This window comes from Brevibacillus parabrevis (assembly GCF_003710905.1).
Lineage (GTDB): Bacteria > Bacillota > Bacilli > Brevibacillales > Brevibacillaceae > Brevibacillus > Brevibacillus parabrevis.
The window spans coordinates 237,558-252,195 of the sequence record NZ_RHHV01000010.1; the positions used below are offsets into that span (position 1 = coordinate 237,558).

General features: G+C 55.1%; 17 protein-coding genes. 11 read left to right on the forward strand and 6 right to left on the reverse strand.

Annotated elements, in window-relative coordinates; genetic code table 11:
• Positions 1–18 precede the first annotated feature (18 nt).
• Entirely contained in the window at positions 19–780 is a 762-nt protein-coding gene (gene larC, locus EDM60_RS13795; RefSeq protein WP_122964497.1) for a nickel pincer cofactor biosynthesis protein LarC, read from the reverse strand.
• Positions 781–912: 132 nt separating this feature from the next.
• Between larC and EDM60_RS13800 the strand changes: the two genes are divergently transcribed.
• The 3 genes from EDM60_RS13800 (at position 913) to lipA (ending at position 5,261) form a co-directional block, all read left to right on the forward strand.
• Entirely contained in the window at positions 913–2,037 is a 1,125-nt protein-coding gene (locus EDM60_RS13800) for a metallophosphoesterase family protein (protein WP_122964742.1), read from the forward strand.
• Positions 2,034–4,256 (forward strand): ATP-binding protein, encoded by a 2,223-nt coding sequence (locus EDM60_RS13805; RefSeq protein WP_122964498.1) that lies wholly within the window; start codon positions 2,034–2,036, stop codon positions 4,254–4,256. The genes EDM60_RS13800 and EDM60_RS13805 overlap by 4 nt, the downstream gene beginning before the upstream one ends.
• Positions 4,257–4,355: 99 nt before the next feature.
• A complete protein-coding gene (gene lipA / locus EDM60_RS13810; protein ID WP_122964499.1) occupies positions 4,356–5,261 on the forward strand; it encodes a lipoyl synthase in 906 nt (301 codons plus the stop codon).
• 75 nt (positions 5,262–5,336) lie between these two features.
• On the opposite strand, the gene EDM60_RS13815 is transcribed toward lipA, so the two are convergent.
• Entirely contained in the window at positions 5,337–6,242 is a 906-nt protein-coding gene (locus EDM60_RS13815; RefSeq protein WP_229049744.1) for a YhcN/YlaJ family sporulation lipoprotein, read from the reverse strand.
• Between the two features lie 116 nt (positions 6,243–6,358).
• Between EDM60_RS13815 and EDM60_RS13820 the strand changes: the two genes are divergently transcribed.
• Complete coding sequence (locus EDM60_RS13820) at positions 6,359–6,997, forward strand: YutD family protein (RefSeq protein WP_233454159.1); 639 nt, start codon at positions 6,359–6,361, stop codon at positions 6,995–6,997.
• Positions 6,998–7,059: 62 nt separating this feature from the next.
• Here EDM60_RS13820 and EDM60_RS13825 read toward each other — a convergent pair whose 3' ends face one another.
• From EDM60_RS13825 to glpX, 3 genes are all read right to left on the reverse strand, one after another.
• The gene (locus EDM60_RS13825; protein WP_122964502.1) at positions 7,060–7,311 is read right to left on the reverse strand and encodes a hypothetical protein; all 252 of its coding nucleotides are present in this window, start codon (positions 7,309–7,311) and stop codon (positions 7,060–7,062) included.
• Between the two features lie 151 nt (positions 7,312–7,462).
• Positions 7,463–7,732 carry a DUF3055 domain-containing protein gene (locus EDM60_RS13830; RefSeq protein ID WP_122964503.1) on the reverse strand — a complete coding sequence of 90 codons (270 nt, stop codon included), beginning with the start codon at positions 7,730–7,732 and terminating at the stop codon, positions 7,463–7,465.
• A gap of 12 nt (positions 7,733–7,744) precedes the next feature.
• On the reverse strand, positions 7,745–8,719 hold the full coding sequence (gene glpX / locus EDM60_RS13835; RefSeq protein ID WP_122964504.1) for a class II fructose-bisphosphatase: 975 nt from the start codon (positions 8,717–8,719) through the stop codon (positions 7,745–7,747).
• A 120-nt stretch (positions 8,720–8,839) separates the two neighbouring features.
• Here glpX and EDM60_RS13840 point away from each other — a divergent pair, with 120 nt between their 5' ends.
• The 4 genes from EDM60_RS13840 (at position 8,840) to EDM60_RS13855 (ending at position 11,033) form a co-directional block, all read left to right on the forward strand.
• Positions 8,840–8,947, forward strand: a complete 108-nt coding sequence (locus tag EDM60_RS13840; protein WP_025843832.1) for a hypothetical protein — start codon at positions 8,840–8,842, stop codon at positions 8,945–8,947.
• A gap of 10 nt (positions 8,948–8,957) precedes the next feature.
• Complete coding sequence (locus tag EDM60_RS13845) at positions 8,958–9,392, forward strand: DUF86 domain-containing protein (protein WP_122964505.1); 435 nt, start codon at positions 8,958–8,960, stop codon at positions 9,390–9,392.
• A gap of 94 nt (positions 9,393–9,486) precedes the next feature.
• Complete coding sequence (locus tag EDM60_RS13850; protein ID WP_122964506.1) at positions 9,487–10,113, forward strand: helix-turn-helix transcriptional regulator; 627 nt, start codon at positions 9,487–9,489, stop codon at positions 10,111–10,113.
• A gap of 140 nt (positions 10,114–10,253) precedes the next feature.
• Entirely contained in the window at positions 10,254–11,033 is a 780-nt protein-coding gene (locus tag EDM60_RS13855; protein ID WP_122964507.1) for a TIGR01457 family HAD-type hydrolase, read from the forward strand.
• Here the strand turns inward: EDM60_RS13855 and EDM60_RS13860 are convergent.
• Complete coding sequence (locus EDM60_RS13860; protein ID WP_122964508.1) at positions 11,016–11,537, reverse strand: phosphatidylglycerophosphatase A family protein; 522 nt, start codon at positions 11,535–11,537, stop codon at positions 11,016–11,018. The two genes, EDM60_RS13855 and EDM60_RS13860, sit on opposite strands and share 18 nt — an antisense overlap.
• Before the next feature lie 120 nt (positions 11,538–11,657).
• Between EDM60_RS13860 and EDM60_RS13865 the strand changes: the two genes are divergently transcribed.
• From EDM60_RS13865 to EDM60_RS13875, 3 genes are read left to right on the forward strand one after another with little or no spacing between them, the layout of a single operon-like run.
• On the forward strand, positions 11,658–12,743 hold the full coding sequence (locus EDM60_RS13865) for a protein kinase family protein (RefSeq protein ID WP_122964509.1): 1,086 nt from the start codon (positions 11,658–11,660) through the stop codon (positions 12,741–12,743).
• Entirely contained in the window at positions 12,700–13,659 is a 960-nt protein-coding gene (locus tag EDM60_RS13870; protein ID WP_122964510.1) for a 2-hydroxyacid dehydrogenase, read from the forward strand. Before EDM60_RS13865 ends, EDM60_RS13870 begins: the two co-directional genes overlap by 44 nt.
• Positions 13,656–14,606, forward strand: a complete 951-nt coding sequence (locus EDM60_RS13875) for an alpha/beta hydrolase (RefSeq protein WP_122964511.1) — start codon at positions 13,656–13,658, stop codon at positions 14,604–14,606. The genes EDM60_RS13870 and EDM60_RS13875 overlap by 4 nt, the downstream gene beginning before the upstream one ends.
• Positions 14,607–14,638: the final 32 nt, after the last annotated feature.

Here is a 14,638-nt window from a genome sequence, read left to right on the forward strand (position 1 = left end):
GGCGGAAGTTTTTTTCGTTTACTTGTGTCCGACCAACAGCCGCAACACGTTTGGTTGATCGGGCAGGTCGCGTGTGCCTGCGCCGTAGCCGATGGACTCCACGGTCATCGACGGCAACGAACCGAACTGTTCGACTAGGGCGGCAGCCACCCCTGCTCCGGTAGGGGTGGTCAATTCCTTTTGGATGCTCGTTTCGCGCAGCGGTATGCCGAGCAACAGCTCCATGGTCGCCGGAGCGGGAACCGGGTACAGTCCGTGAGCGCAGCGCACGTAGCCGTTTCCCGTCGGGATCGGCCCGCAGCAAAGCTGCTCGATGTCCAGCTCTTCCAGTCCTAAAGCGATCCCGACGATATCGACGATGGAATCGAGTGCGCCTACCTCATGAAAATGGACCGTATCCACAGGGACATTGTGAATTTTCGCTTCGGCGATCGCGATTTTTTCAAAAATAGCCAGAGAGCGGCGAGTTACGCGCGGCGCCAGTCCGGCAGCCTGGATCATCGCCACAATGTCTTTGTGGCTGCGGTGTGTGTGGTCGTTTCCCAGCACTTTCAAAGGCTTCTGCGGCAGCGAGGGAGCGTGGCTTTCATCGATGACGTCCAGCTTCAAAGCGGAAACGCCAGCTTTGACGACGGTTTTCCACTCCAGGCGAAAATCTCCCGGAGACAGCTTGCGCAACTCCTGTTCGATCCGCTCGCGATTGGCTCCTGCGTCCACCAATGCGGCGAGCAGCATGTCTCCGCTGATCCCCGAAAAACAGTCCAAATACGCGATGCGCACAAGAAACACTCCTTTTCAACCAATGATTTCCTCTGTATCATATAGGGAAAGTATGTTCGTCTGATTGGCGATTGCTTGTCCAAAGTGTACCATTTGCCGATTCAGTTTGTCATGCAAGGAGTTGAGCGCTTCGTGTTGTCATTCATTCATACGGCGGACGTCCATCTGGACGCGCCTTTACATATGCTGGCGGATCGTTACGAGCTTAGGCAGGATGATGTTCGCCGCACGCTGCAAACGATTCGCGACCTGGTCGTGTCCCGGCAGGTCGACTTTTGGCTGATCGCCGGAGATTTGCTGGAATACCACGGGGGCAGAAGAGCGACGGCTGTATTTTTGCGCGATCTGTTCGAAAGTGTCGCTCCGATTCCCGTTTGCATCGCGCCGGGCAACCACGATCCGTGGCGTGCGGATTCGTTTTACCAGACGATGGACTGGCCTGGCAACGTCTACTGGTTTACCCCGGAATGGGGCGTATACGAATTTCCGGAAAAGTCGTGTGTCATCTACGGCTGGGGCTTTGGACAGCCGCACGTCTACGAATCGCCGCTTGCGACTTTTCCGGGCAAGCTGGATGGCTATCGGCATCACCTGATGGTTCTGCACGGCACGATCTTGAACGCGACGAAAGACGAGCACCAGCCTTACGCACCTATGAGCTTGCAGGAGCTTGTTCAGGCGGATGTAGACTACGTCGCTCTCGGGCACATCCACAAGCCGGAACAATTCGTGCATCCGCTCAAAAAGCAGCCGCTTGCCGCCTATCCCGGTTCGCCGGAAGGATTGACCAATAAGGAAACGGGAGAGCGCTGCGTGTTGCACGGCGAGCTGGACGACGCGGGAAAATTGACCTTGCAAGCGATCCCGGTCAGTCAGCGGCAGATTCATAAATGGACCATTCACGCACAAGGAGCGGAAACGGCGGAACAGCTAATCGCAGGGATGGAGGCACAGCTTGGCAGGATCGCCGACCGTGATCTCGTGTATGTGACTTTGACAGGAGAGAGAGCGGCGCATTTTGTTCCCTCGATTCCCGTTCTGGAGCAGCGATTTTCGCGGTTTTTTCTGTTTGCAATTACGGATGAGACGTGGCCGGACATCGATGCGCAGAAGCTGATGGCCGAGGACAGCATTTGGGGAAAATGGCTCGCCAAGCTGGCGCAGATCGAGGCGAATGCCCGCAGCGAAGAAGAGCGGGAAATAGCGAGACAGGCGAAGCAAGAAGCGCTTGCGCGGATTGGGGGGAGCATGCGATGAGAATCGAGGAGCTGACCGTAACCGGGTTCGGAAAATGGCAAGGAGCTGCTTTTCGCTTCGCTCCCGGGCTTAATTTGTTCTACGCCCCCAACGAAGCGGGAAAGTCCACGCTGCTGCAAGCGATTTTCGCCGCCCTGTACGGGATGAAGCGCGACTACGTGAAGACGGCAAGGTATTTGCCTGAATACGAAAAATACCGCCCCTGGCATCAGGGAGAGTATGAAACGATCATTACGTACCAGCTCGGGGGCAAGACGTACCGCTTGCACCGGACGCTTTTGAAAGAGCGGGAACAGACGCGGCTTTTTCTCGACCCGGAATGGACGGAGCTGACAGACATCTACCTGGAGGATCGCCGCAAGGAACGGAACTTTCTCGAAAAGCATCTGGGGCTGACCCGCAGCTTGTTCACCGATTTGACCTGGATCAGACGGGAGCCTTTGGAGGCCGCCGAGCATCTGTTGCCTTCGTTTGCGGATGTGCAGGAGGCAAGCCCGCTTGTCCACACGATTTTGGCGGAGTTGGATCGCGACTTGACGAGCATCGGAAAAAAAGAGCGGGCGGAAAATACGCAAATGGGCAAGGCTGCATCGCGGGTCGCCCGCAAAGAACAGGAGCTGGCTGATGCCGAAGCCGCCTGGCGCATGATTACCCAACTTGCGCAATCGATCCGCGGCTGGGAGGAGGAACGCCAAGGGCTGGAGCAGCGGCGAGCCAGGTTGCAGGCGCGCATGCAAAAGTGGCAGGAGCAGGAACAGCTTTTGCAGGAGCGCTGGCAGCGAAGTTTTACCGCAGTCGACAGGCAAGAGTGGGACTGGTGGGAGCAGTCTGCTGGCAGCGAAGAAGAGCGGCAACTGCACCATCAGGCGCGCAAAGAAGTGGAAAAGTGGGGCGAACCGCGAACTGCCGCCGCGCCAGAAGCGATGCCCGACCAAGCGCTGAACGAGCTTGCGGCCGATTACGAGCGAGGGGTTGCGCTTCGCAAACAGCGGGAGCAGCGCCATTTGCGACTCGCCGAGCTGGCGGTTCTCGCCTTGTCCACCGGGCCGCGCAGCCAGAGCCAGGGACGGGGGCGAACGCAAAGGCAAGGGAACCAGGCGAAGCGGAGGAAAGGCGCCCTGCGTCTGTGGGGTGTTGCAGGGGTGTTTGCCAGCTTGGGTGCAGTCGGTTTGGCGACGGAGCATCCTGTCCTTGGAGGCAGTGCCATTGGTCTGGCTTTGCTTTTGGCCGCGCTCGGCGTAGTTGTGCTGCGGGCAAAAGGGGGCGCAAACAGCAGCAGTCCCGCCGCAGCCATCGACAGCCAGCAAGCGCTGGAGGGAGAACAGCTGCAACAGGAGATCGCCGCCTTGGACGCCGAGTTGGCGGAGCTGGTGGGGCGTTATGGCGTTTCGGATTGGGATACTTTTCTGGCAAAAAGGGAAGAGCTACAACGAAGCGTGCAGGAGCAGCGGACTGTTGCGCTGGAGAACGATCTGGCCAAAACAAGGCGGGAGGAACTGCTGGCGGAAAGCTGGGGCGAGGCGCTGCGCGCGATTTTAAAACGGGAAAAGCGACAGTGCGAGGAAGCGGGGAGCGACTGTCTGGCGCAGTTAGCGCACATCGAAGCCGAGTTGCAGGAGCTGCGGGAAAAAACGGCGAGGGCGCATGGCGAAATGAATGCGCATGAAAGCGAATCCGTAGCGAGTGCCAGAGACGAATACGAGCAAGCCGTGCAGGCGCTTCGCCAGCTGCAGCAACGCAGAGATGCGCTGCAACTGGCGCGGGATACTCTTTTGGAGGCACAAGGGGAGTGGAAGCGGGACGTCACGCCGGACGTAAACCGGATTGCTTCCGAGGTGATGAGCCAAATTACAGCGGGGGCTTATTGCGACGTGAGGCTCGATCCGGGCGAAGGCTTTGCCGTACGCCTGCTGGAGCCATCCCGCAAGCAAATTGTCAGCCAGGAGCAATGCTCCACGGGAACCGCTGACCAGCTTTATTTGGCGCAAAGGCTGGCTCTGCTGCATCATGTGAGCAAGCGGACGGAACCGTTGCCGCTGTTTTTGGACGACCATTTTGTCCATTATGACGACGAGCGGTTGCGAAGAACATTGGCGTACGTTGCCGAGCTGGCAGCGGAGCAGCAAGTGTTTTTGTTTACTTGCCACGAGCGCGAGCGGCGCATGCTGGAATCGTTGCTGTCCGGAGGGGCTCGGCATAAAGTGCATCGGATCGGGTAATTGTTACCTCAATTGTGAAAGAGGTTGCCCCTTGTATATCCAACCTCTATAATGGAGATTGATTATGTCTCGTACCAAGATACATGAGGAGTGGGCCCTATGACGCAACGCAAGCCGGAGTGGCTCAAGATCAACCTTGTTTCAGGACCAGAACTCGCCAGCTTCAAAGAGTTGAAGCAAACGATGCGCAGCAAGACGCTACATACTGTTTGCGAAGAAGCCAAATGCCCCAACATTCATGAATGCTGGGCCAGCGGAACAGCTACGTTCATGATTTTGGGTGATATATGTACCCGTGCCTGTCGGTTTTGCGCAGTAAAAACCGGATTGCCGACGGAGCTTGATGTGGCCGAACCGGAACGCGTGGCAGAAGCAGCCGAGCAGATGCGTTTGCGACATGTTGTCGTGACTTCTGTTGCCCGCGACGATTTGAAAGACGGAGGCGCACAAATTTTCGCAGAGACGATCCGGGCGATTCGCCGTCGTCTGCCGTTTGCCTCTGTGGAAGTATTGATTCCCGATTTCCAAGGAAACTGGGATGCATTGAAGCTCGTCATGGACGCGAAGCCAGACGTGCTGAACCACAATATTGAGGCTGTTCGCCGCCTGTCCGATCGCGTGCGGGCGCGCGCCAAGTACGACCGGACTTTGGAACTGTTGAAAAAGGCGAAGGAATTTCAGCCAAACATTCCAACGAAGTCCAGCCTGATGATCGGTGTAGGCGAGACGCTCGAAGAAGTGATCGAGACAATGGACGATTTGCGTTCCGCAGATGTCAACATCATGACAATCGGTCAGTACCTGCAACCGACGAAAAAGCACCTGAAGGTAGAGCACTATTACCATCCGGATGAATTTGCCCGCCTGAAGGAAGAGGGCATGAAGCGGGGCTTCAGCCACGTCGAAGCAGGGCCGCTCGTACGCAGCTCTTACCATGCCCACGAACAGGCCAATGCAGCGAAGGAAACCATCGCCAAGGAAACGGCAATGCCACAGGCGCAATAACAGGGAAGAACCCCTCCTGCAAGCGAGACGAGTCGCGGCAAAAGGGGTTCTTTTTACGTACAGGGGAGATTCGCACTAGCGACTGGTTGTACCCATGTTAGCTTTGTGGGTTGCATGCGCGTTCGTTTGCGCTTTTGTGCTGGTTCCTTGCTCGCGATCCGTCATGCCGCCCATTCGCTTGATCAGCGTATCGATGCTGGCTGCGTCTTCGTTACGCGCCGTATGCAGATTGCTTGAGCGGCTGGCGACACGGGCGATTTCCTGAATGTCGTTCGGATTGTCCGTTACGTACACTTTGTAGTAACGTGGTGAAATCGACTGCGCATTCATTTTCGCCTGGTTTTTGGCGGTGCGGGCGTCAGCTCCCTGCGTGTTCAGGCCGACGAAGATTTCTTCATCCGTCACCAGGACAGTAGATTGCTGAACGCCGGGGCAGCTCGTTGTGACGTTGCCGACTGCTTGCGCCAGCGCATCACGGTCTACATAGACGTTTTGGGCGCCAGCGGTCTTCATGCTGGCCCGGTTCGTCTGGACGTAGCCCATTTTCGGCATGCCGGTTTGCATGATACCAGCTCCTGCACGATTCCAGGCCCGCTTTTGATAAATGGAATGATTCATTCCATTCGGCGTGCCCAACGCTCCGGCGTTGTGGTCGGTAAAGGCGTTGTACGGTCGCATGCCACTTGTGTAGGCGTTGTAATTGTTGACGTTCGCCCGTGGATACGTCCCGTTCGGATGCAAGCCATTATCGACGCCAGGCGCGTTGTTCAGACCGACCCCGTTACGCACGTGCAGTCCGTCAAAGTTTGCGGAGCGCACACCGTCGTAGTTGCGGACATGCAGCCCGTCAACATTCGTTACGTGAGGAGCAGCCTGATTCGGATGCGTGTAGTTCGGCGCAGCGTTGTTTGCGCAAGCGGAAGCCAAGAGAGCAATGCCTGCAATCGCAGGATACAACCATGTCTTTTTCAATGGTAACACCCCCTACACGATAGAATGTCCAGGGGGCAGGTGCAGTTTTCGTGGGAATTTTATCTCTTGCTGTTTGAAATATGGTAAGATGTACAAAAGTAAACAAGTGTAAGGAGGAAGCGGACTTGATTCGCACGCAAGCCGGTACTTATGAAGTCATGGAAGAAAATCGCGACGGCTGGAATCCGGAAGCATTCAGGGAGCGTTACAGCGATATCCTCGATAAATACGATTACATCGTAGGGGACTGGGGCTACGGACAGCTTCGTCTGCGGGGATTTTATACAGATGCCAATCGCAAAGTACCGTTCGAGCAGAGGATCGCCGCTTTGGATGAGTACCTGCACGAGTTTTGCAACTTTGGCTGCCCGTACTTCGTCTTGCGCAAAGTGAAGGATGCCATTGGACATAGCGGTGGAGAGCACGAAGGCAACGACGATAATCCGGACACGATTCTCGATATTCGCCATGACGCGTCAAGGGGAGAAAGTTCGGCTGTCATTGTCGAACGCAAGGACCGACGTCGTTTTAACCCCCGGCAAAACAAGCAGGATCGCCAGGAGCGAAACAATAACGGAGCTTCCCACGACCGTTCCGGTGCTGGTCGCAACGATCGGTCAGACAAGCCCAAGTTCCACAAAGAAAAGCAGGACAAAAACGGCAAGGACTCTTCCTCGCGGGAAAAACGTCCGAACCAGATGCGTTCCAACCGGGAGCGCGACAAAGTTCCGACTGGTCAGAACACGCCCAAGCGTGACACATAGAAAGACAAAAGCAAACAGCCCCGGGACTAGGGGCTGTTTTGCTGTACATAAATCTTGCTTCATCAAAAGCCGCCGCCGTAAAACGGAAAGGGCTGATACGGGTACGGGTAGTACGGATAGGAGTATGGATACGGGTATGGATAGTAATAAGGCGGATAGTAGCTATAAGGGAGCGGAATGATCACAGGACCAATTCCTTCGTCTCTTCTTCGGCGAAAGAAGACGGGATGCGCCTGATCTTCCGGAATCATCTGGTATTGTTCGTCCGCCTGATGGCCCTGCAACTGGTTTTCGTCAGCTTGATACGGTTGCATATTGCGACTGCACTCCTCTCAGTGTCTGTATGTGCAGTAGCAGTATACGAGACATCCGCCTGCAAGGAGCGTTGTCCCGATGGAAATGGGCAGCAAAAAAGCCTATCCCCGGGCTCTTGTGTCAAGAGCGGGATAGGCCCAAAAAGCGGAATTAAACGACAGTCTCCAAAAAAGTTTTCAGCTCTTCTGCTTCCCGCTCGTTCAGATTGAAGGCAAATTCGAGGTAGCCTTCTTCTTCCAGATCGTCGTGCCCGATAATGGCAGAGCGGCCGTTTTGGATGTTGATGACGATTTTTTTGCCGTAAAAACGGTTTGTCGTCGTGATAGCCAGATCGAATCGGGTAGCTTCGCCCATAAAGCTGACGAAGCGGGTTTTCGTGTCCTCCGGTTCGTCGTACAAGAAAAACAGGTCATTCACCATAAATACGCTCCTCTACTTCCATAACAGATTTGGTTTGTGTTCGATATTGTGCAAAGCGCGGACAAAACGGATCGTTTTCGTTTGGGCGCGCATGACGATGGAATGCGTCTCCACCATATCGTCGCCCAGGTAGCGAACTCCTTGAAGCAGCTCGCCGTCCGATACGCCTGTGGCGGCAAAAATGGCGTCGTCTCCTTTTACCATATCGTTCAAGGTCAACAACTGCTCCGGATTGGTCAGGCCCATCTTGATACAGCGTTCGCGTTCCCCGTTATTTTGCGGCTTGAGCATCGCCTGCATGTCTCCGCCGAGGCATTTGATCGCCGCCGCGCTAATGACGCCTTCCGGTGCTCCGCCGATTCCGAGAAACAGGTCGATCCCTGTATGTGGCAGACAGGCGGCAATCGCTGCGCCTACATCGCCATCGCCGAACAGCTTGACGCGCGCGCCTTTTTCCCGCACCGTGTCGATGATGTGCTGGTGCCGCTCCCGTTCCTGAACGATCACAGTCACGTCGGAAACGCGCTTGTTGTTCGCTTTCGCTACCACTTCAATCATTTTATCCACGGGATCAAGCAAGTTGATTTGTCCCGCAGCCCGTTTGCCCACAGCCATTTTCATCATGTACATGTCAGGGGCATGAAGCAGCGTTCCGCGGTCACCGATCGCGATGACCGACATGGCATTGTTGTGGCCTTTGGCGACGATCGTGGTTCCTTCCAGCGGGTCGACAGCGACATCAACCTCCGGGCCGCCAGCTTCGGGGTGACCGAGTTTTTCGCCAATGTACAGCATCGGCGCTTCATCCAGCTCTCCTTCGCCAATCACGACGGTTCCCCGCATGTTGATGGTGTCGAACATGGCGCGCATGGCGCTTGTCGCCGCTCCGTCCGCTTCATTTTTCTTTCCCCGACCCATCCAGTGAGACGAGGCGAGGGCAGCCATTTCCGTCACCCGCACGATTTCCAATGCCAGTTCGCGTTCCACAGTTGTGTTCCTCCCTTTATGCCGGCAAAATTCACCCCATCATTGTAACACAAAGTACAAGCTGATTCGTGACAGCAGGGACAAATTTGGTATACTGTTGGAGGAAAAGAGGTGAAAGCCGTGAGCAATTCCTATTTGCAGGAAGGGGAATTGGTCCTTCTCGTCCTGGTGCTGACATTTGTGTTTACTACCTATTATGCGAAACGAAAAGCCAAAAAGCGAAAATAAGGAGAATCTTATGTACGACGTGAATACAAAGCGAATTGACCAAGTTTTAGCATATATGTCTCTCATGCTTGATCTGCTGGACAAGCTCAGGGAACGAGGAGCCGAGGCGGTTTTGGCGGATGAAGTGGCTGTTGCAGCGATGGAGCGAGCCCTGCACTTGTCCATCGAAGGAATTGTCGATGTAGGGAATGCGTTGATCGACGGCTTTATCATGCGTGACCCTGGCAGCTATAGCGACATCGTAGAAATTTTGCGTGACGAACAAGTCATTACAGATGAGCAAGCGGTCGTCTTGACGCGCGTCGTTGATTTCCGCAAGCATCTGGTGATTGACTACACAAGCGTTCCTGCTGGAGAAATGTTTGCGCTGGCAGAAGAGGCAGTCGCAGCGATGCGCCAGTTTGACCCGCAAGTTCGCGCTTTTTTGCAGAAAGAATTGTTCTAGAAAATGGAGAAGCGGATTTTTTATACAAAACACTTTCGTTTGTTTACTAAAGCGTGCCGATCCGCTACAATAAGTAGAAAGGACGGTGATACGTATGACAAACGAGGGGACGTCCACTCGTGACCAAATCCTGCACATGCTCAAGGTAAAAGGCTCACTCTCTGTCAGCGACATGGCCGTCGAGCTTGGCATTACTGAAATGGCGGTCAGACGCCATCTGAACACTTTGGAGAGAGACAATCTGATCAAGTCCACGCTTGTAAGACAAGCAATGGGACGACCGACGAATGTATATTCCTTGTCGCAGGAAGCAGATGAGCTGTTTCCGCGCAATTATTCTCATTTGACACTGGACTTCCTGCAAGATTTGAAAGACATCGACGGAATGGGCAAAGTCGAGATGCTGTTTCGCCGCCGCGAAAATCGCCTGGAGGAATCGTATCGCTCCCAAGTGCAAGGGGAGTTGAAGGACCGCGTAGCGAAGCTGGCGGAGCTGCAAAACGAAAAAGGCTACATGGTGGAATGGGAAGCGGACGCGGACGGCAACACGTACCGCATTCAGGAGTTCAACTGTCCGATCGCCCAAGTCGCGCGCGAGTTCAACCAGGCTTGTACCTGTGAGCTTTCCTTGTTCCGCCGCGTGCTGAACGCCGATGTGGAGCAAACCTCCTGCATGGCAAAAGGCGGAGACAAGTGCGTGTTTGAAATCAAAAAAGCGTAAATACAGTGTCAGTGATGACCACTTTTGTACGATTGCGTGCGAGGGTGGTTTTTTGCTGTTGAAAAAACATACAGCCGACTCGTCAAACGATGAAAAAGCGGGTATGGTAAATGGGTACAACAGGGTGGAGGAGATCAGACATGAAACCATACAAAGGCTATTTGCTCGATTTGGATGGAACGATTTACCGCGGTCATGAAGCGATCCCAGGGGCTGGCGAGTTTGTCCGCTATTTGCAGGACAAGCAGATTCCGTACCTGTTTTTAACCAACAACTCTTCGACATCGGCTGAGCGAGTGGCGGATCGGTTGACGGGGATGGGAATCGAGGCGACTGCCCGTGACGTTTACACGACAAGCATGGCGACTGTCCAGTATTTACAAGAGCAGGCGCCCGCCGGGGCAAACGTATACGCGATCGGGGAGGAAGGCTTGCTGACACAACTGGAAGCAGCAGGCTATCGCCTGACCGAAGCTGATCCGGACTACGTCATTGTCGGAATCGACCGTGCCTTTACCTACGAAAAGCTCGCAGTGGCTGCGCGCGCGATCCGTTCAGGAGCCACTTTTATCGCAACCAATGCCGACGCCGCCTTGCCTACTGACGCGGGACTATTCCCGGGGAACGGCTCGTTGGTAGCGGCTGTTTCCGTTGCATCCGCCACCAAACCGATTGTGATTGGCAAACCGGAGTCCATCATCGTGCGCTATGCGCTGGAAGTGCTCGGGACAAAAGCTTCCGAGACGTTAATTGTCGGCGATAACCTGTTTACCGATATTGAAGCCGGAGCAAACAGCGGGTTGGACAGCCTGCTCGTTTTGACTGGCTACTCTACGCGTGAGGAAGCCGCCAGCCATACGGCAAAGCCGACGTATGTCGCCAGCGATTTGCCGGAATGGCAGCTACGAATCTCGCTCTAGACACTCTTCCTGCTGCTTTTGGCGATGGGCAATCCGGCTCGACGCTGCTGCGGCTACCGCTCCTACGAGGTCGTCCAAAAACGTGTGGACGCCGAAGCTTTTGTCGTTGAGCTGGGCGAGCTTGCCGTGTTTAAGCTTGTCGACATAGCCGAAGTTGGTGAAGCCGATGCTGCCGTACAAATTCACGATGGCGAGCGCCAGCACTTCATCTACGCCATACAAAGGCTCGTCCGCTTCAATAATCGACTGGAGCGGGGGCAGCAGCTGTTTTTGTTCGGCGAGCATGTCCAGTTGAATGCCAGTCAGCAAGGCATTTTGCACCTCGCGTTTGTTCAGAACGGCCTGCACGCTCTCCAGACACAGCTGCATCGTCAGATCGGGGACGTATTGTTCTTGCAGGAAAAAGACAATCTCGGCGATGTCGTCGAGGGAAACGCCGCGTTTCGTCAAAAGCTCAATGACCGCCTCCAGGCAGCTTTCGCTGTTCAGCGGGTGTTCGACCATCGGTATTCCTCCTTTTCTGGCAAACATGGGTGCTCCTAGTATCTGCAGCCAGATAGGCACCTATCCCGGCTTGGCGACATACAATGCGCCTAGAGAAGGTGTGCAAGGAGGCTGACCTGTATGGAGGAAAAAGAACTGCTTCAGGAGCAGTATGGATTCCAACTGCAAAATTATCGGGTGACGGGCGCCAGCAAAGTGCTCGAAACCGACCAGGGCTTGTATTACATGTTTGAAGCGCCGGCGGGGTATCGATACAAAAGCAAATTCATCGAGAAAGTGCGCAAGCATCTGGAGCAGCAAAAAGACATTCGGATGCTCAAGCTAGTCAAGACGACGGGCGGGCAGCCCCATTTTGTCGAGGATGAACAGCTATACTACTTGTATCGGGGAGTGCGCGAGTCGGTTCCGGAAAATTCGTTTTACGCCAGCGGACAGTCGTTGGCGCAGTTCCATCAGGCGACGAAAAATTTTTCCGGCGAAAAACTGTTCATCCCGTACAGCTCGCTTGGAAACTGGCCGAGTACGTGGAGACGGAAATTGCGGCATTACAACGAGTACCGCGATGAACTGGATGAGTCCAATGCCGAGCTGACGCCGATGGATGAGCTGCTTTTGACTTGCTACACGTACGTGCATCAGCTTGGGGAAATATCTGTGCAATACTTGCTGGAAGCGGGCTACGACAAAGTCGTGAAAGAAACGGCAGGACTTGGAAAAGTAGCCTACCAAAATTTTGATCAAGGGTATATGCTATGGAATGAGAAGGATGTACGCCTGATGGCGGGAGAATGGAACTGGGTTCTCGACATGCGGGCTCGCGATCTTGGGCAATGGCTGAAAGCCGAAACGAAGCGCAACGGTTGGGACGACGAAGCCGTGATTCACTTTTTGGACGGCTACAACAGTGTTGCGCCGTTGCTGACAGGAGAGTACGCCGTCATTTACGCCCTCATGCTCTACCCTGGCCGTTTTTTGAAGCTCGTGGAGTCGTACAAGGAGCTTCCGCTGGAGGAGCGGCAGGAAGTAAACGCGGAAGGCTGGCAATCCCAACTGGAAGACGAGCTTGCGAAAATGGAAGAAGGACTCCGGCGCTATCCCCGTCTGGTCGCAGATCATTATGGCGTCACCATTCCACAAATCGATTGGCTGTGGAGGCAAAACAATGAGCAAGCCACAAGTATTCGTCACGAGGAAACTGACCAATGAAGTCATAGCCATGCTGGAGACGGTAGCCGATGTGAAGCAATGGGAGGAGGACACTCCTGTGCCGCGCGAAAAGCTGCTCGAAGAGATCGAGCACGCCGATGCGGTGCTGACCATGCTGACGGAACGGGTGGACGAGGAGCTTTTGGCTCGTGCCAAAAAGCTGCGAGTCGTCGCGAATATGGCTGTGGGCTATGACAATATCGATGTGCCTGCCTGCAAAAGACGCGGGATCGCGGTGACCAATACGCCAGATGTTTTGACGGAAGCGACCGCAGACCTGGCATTCGCCCTGCTGCTTGCGACTGGCCGGAGAGTGACGGAAGCCAACCGCTTTTTGCTCGCAGGCGAATGGACGTCATGGAGCCCGTACTTGATGGCGGGACAAAGCGTGTACGGAGCTACGCTTGGCATTATCGGCATGGGGAGAATCGGGGAAGCGGTCGCACGGCGAGCAGCCGGGTTCAACATGCGCATTTTGTACCATAACCGCAATCGCAAGGAAGAGGCGGAGGCCAAGACGGGAGCGCGGCTGGTTGGGCTGGAGGAATTGCTTCAGGAAGCGGATTACGTCGTGCTGCTGACGCCGCTGACAGCGGAAACGAAGCACCTGATGGGAGCGTATGAATTTTCCCTGATGAAAAAATCGGCGGTCTTCGTGAACGTTTCCCGTGGCGAAACCGTCGATGAAGCCGCTTTGCATCATGCATTGACCACTGGACAGATTTGGGCGGCGGGGCTGGACGTATTTGCCCAGGAGCCAGTTCCGCTCGATCATCCGCTTTTGGCGCTGAAAAATGTGGTGGCGCTCCCGCACATTGGCAGTGCCACGATCCAGACGCGCAATGAGATGGCGTCGCTGGCCGCCGCCAATATTGTCGCTGTACTGAGTGGAAAGGAGCCGTTGACCGCTTTATGAGCACCGTGTTGATCATCGTGGCGAGCCTTTTGCTGCTGGGGATTCTGGCCGCTTCCGCCGTCGCTTTGCATGTGACGTGGCGCTTGACGCATCCGGTGCGCAAACCGATTGACATGAACCCGGAGGACTTCGGACTGGTGGCGGCGGAAGCGGTTGTTTTTCCCAGTCGGGAGACAACTATTTCGCTCTCGGGCTGGTATCATTCCGCTGCCCGAAACGGGCGCACGCCGAATGGCCGGACGCTGATTTTTGCCCATGGCTACAGCCAAAACAGGCAAGAGCCGCACCTTCCCGCTCTGGCGCTCGCAAGCAAACTCGTTCAGGCGGGCTACGATGTGTTGATGTTCGATTTTCGTAACAGCGGGGAGTCGACTCCGGCTTTGACCACAATCGGTTTGCGCGAGCAGCATGACTTGCTCGGCGCGATTGATTTTGTGGCGGCGAAGCATCCCGAACAAACCATTGGACTCGTCGGTTTCTCCATGGGCGCGGCGACTTCTTTGCTCGTCGGGGGAAGAGATGAGCGGATTGCGGCAGTGGTGGCGGACTCTCCCTTTTATTCGCTCAGCGAGTATTTGGAAGAAAATTTGCCGCAATGGACGGGCCTCCCGCGCTTTCCTTTCAACTGGCTGATTTTGACGCTGAGTCCTGTTTTTCTCAGGGCGAATCCGCGTCATGTCAAGCCTTTTGAGATCGTTCGCCAAGCGAAAAAGCCGATCCTGTTCATTCATGGCACGGGAGATCATACGGTGCCTGCGGAAAACAGCAAGCGGCTGCACGCTCTGGCAGAAGACGAGGATTCGCAAATTTGGCTGGTGCCGCACGCCGGGCACGTACGCAGCTTTGCTTTGATTCCCGACGAGTACGCAGAGCGGGTCATCGCCTTTTTGGAAAGAGGCATGGCGAAAACGGGGCAAAGTGGCAAGGCATCGATCTTGGGAAAATGAAAAAAGCAGCTACGCGTAAGCGGATAGCTGCT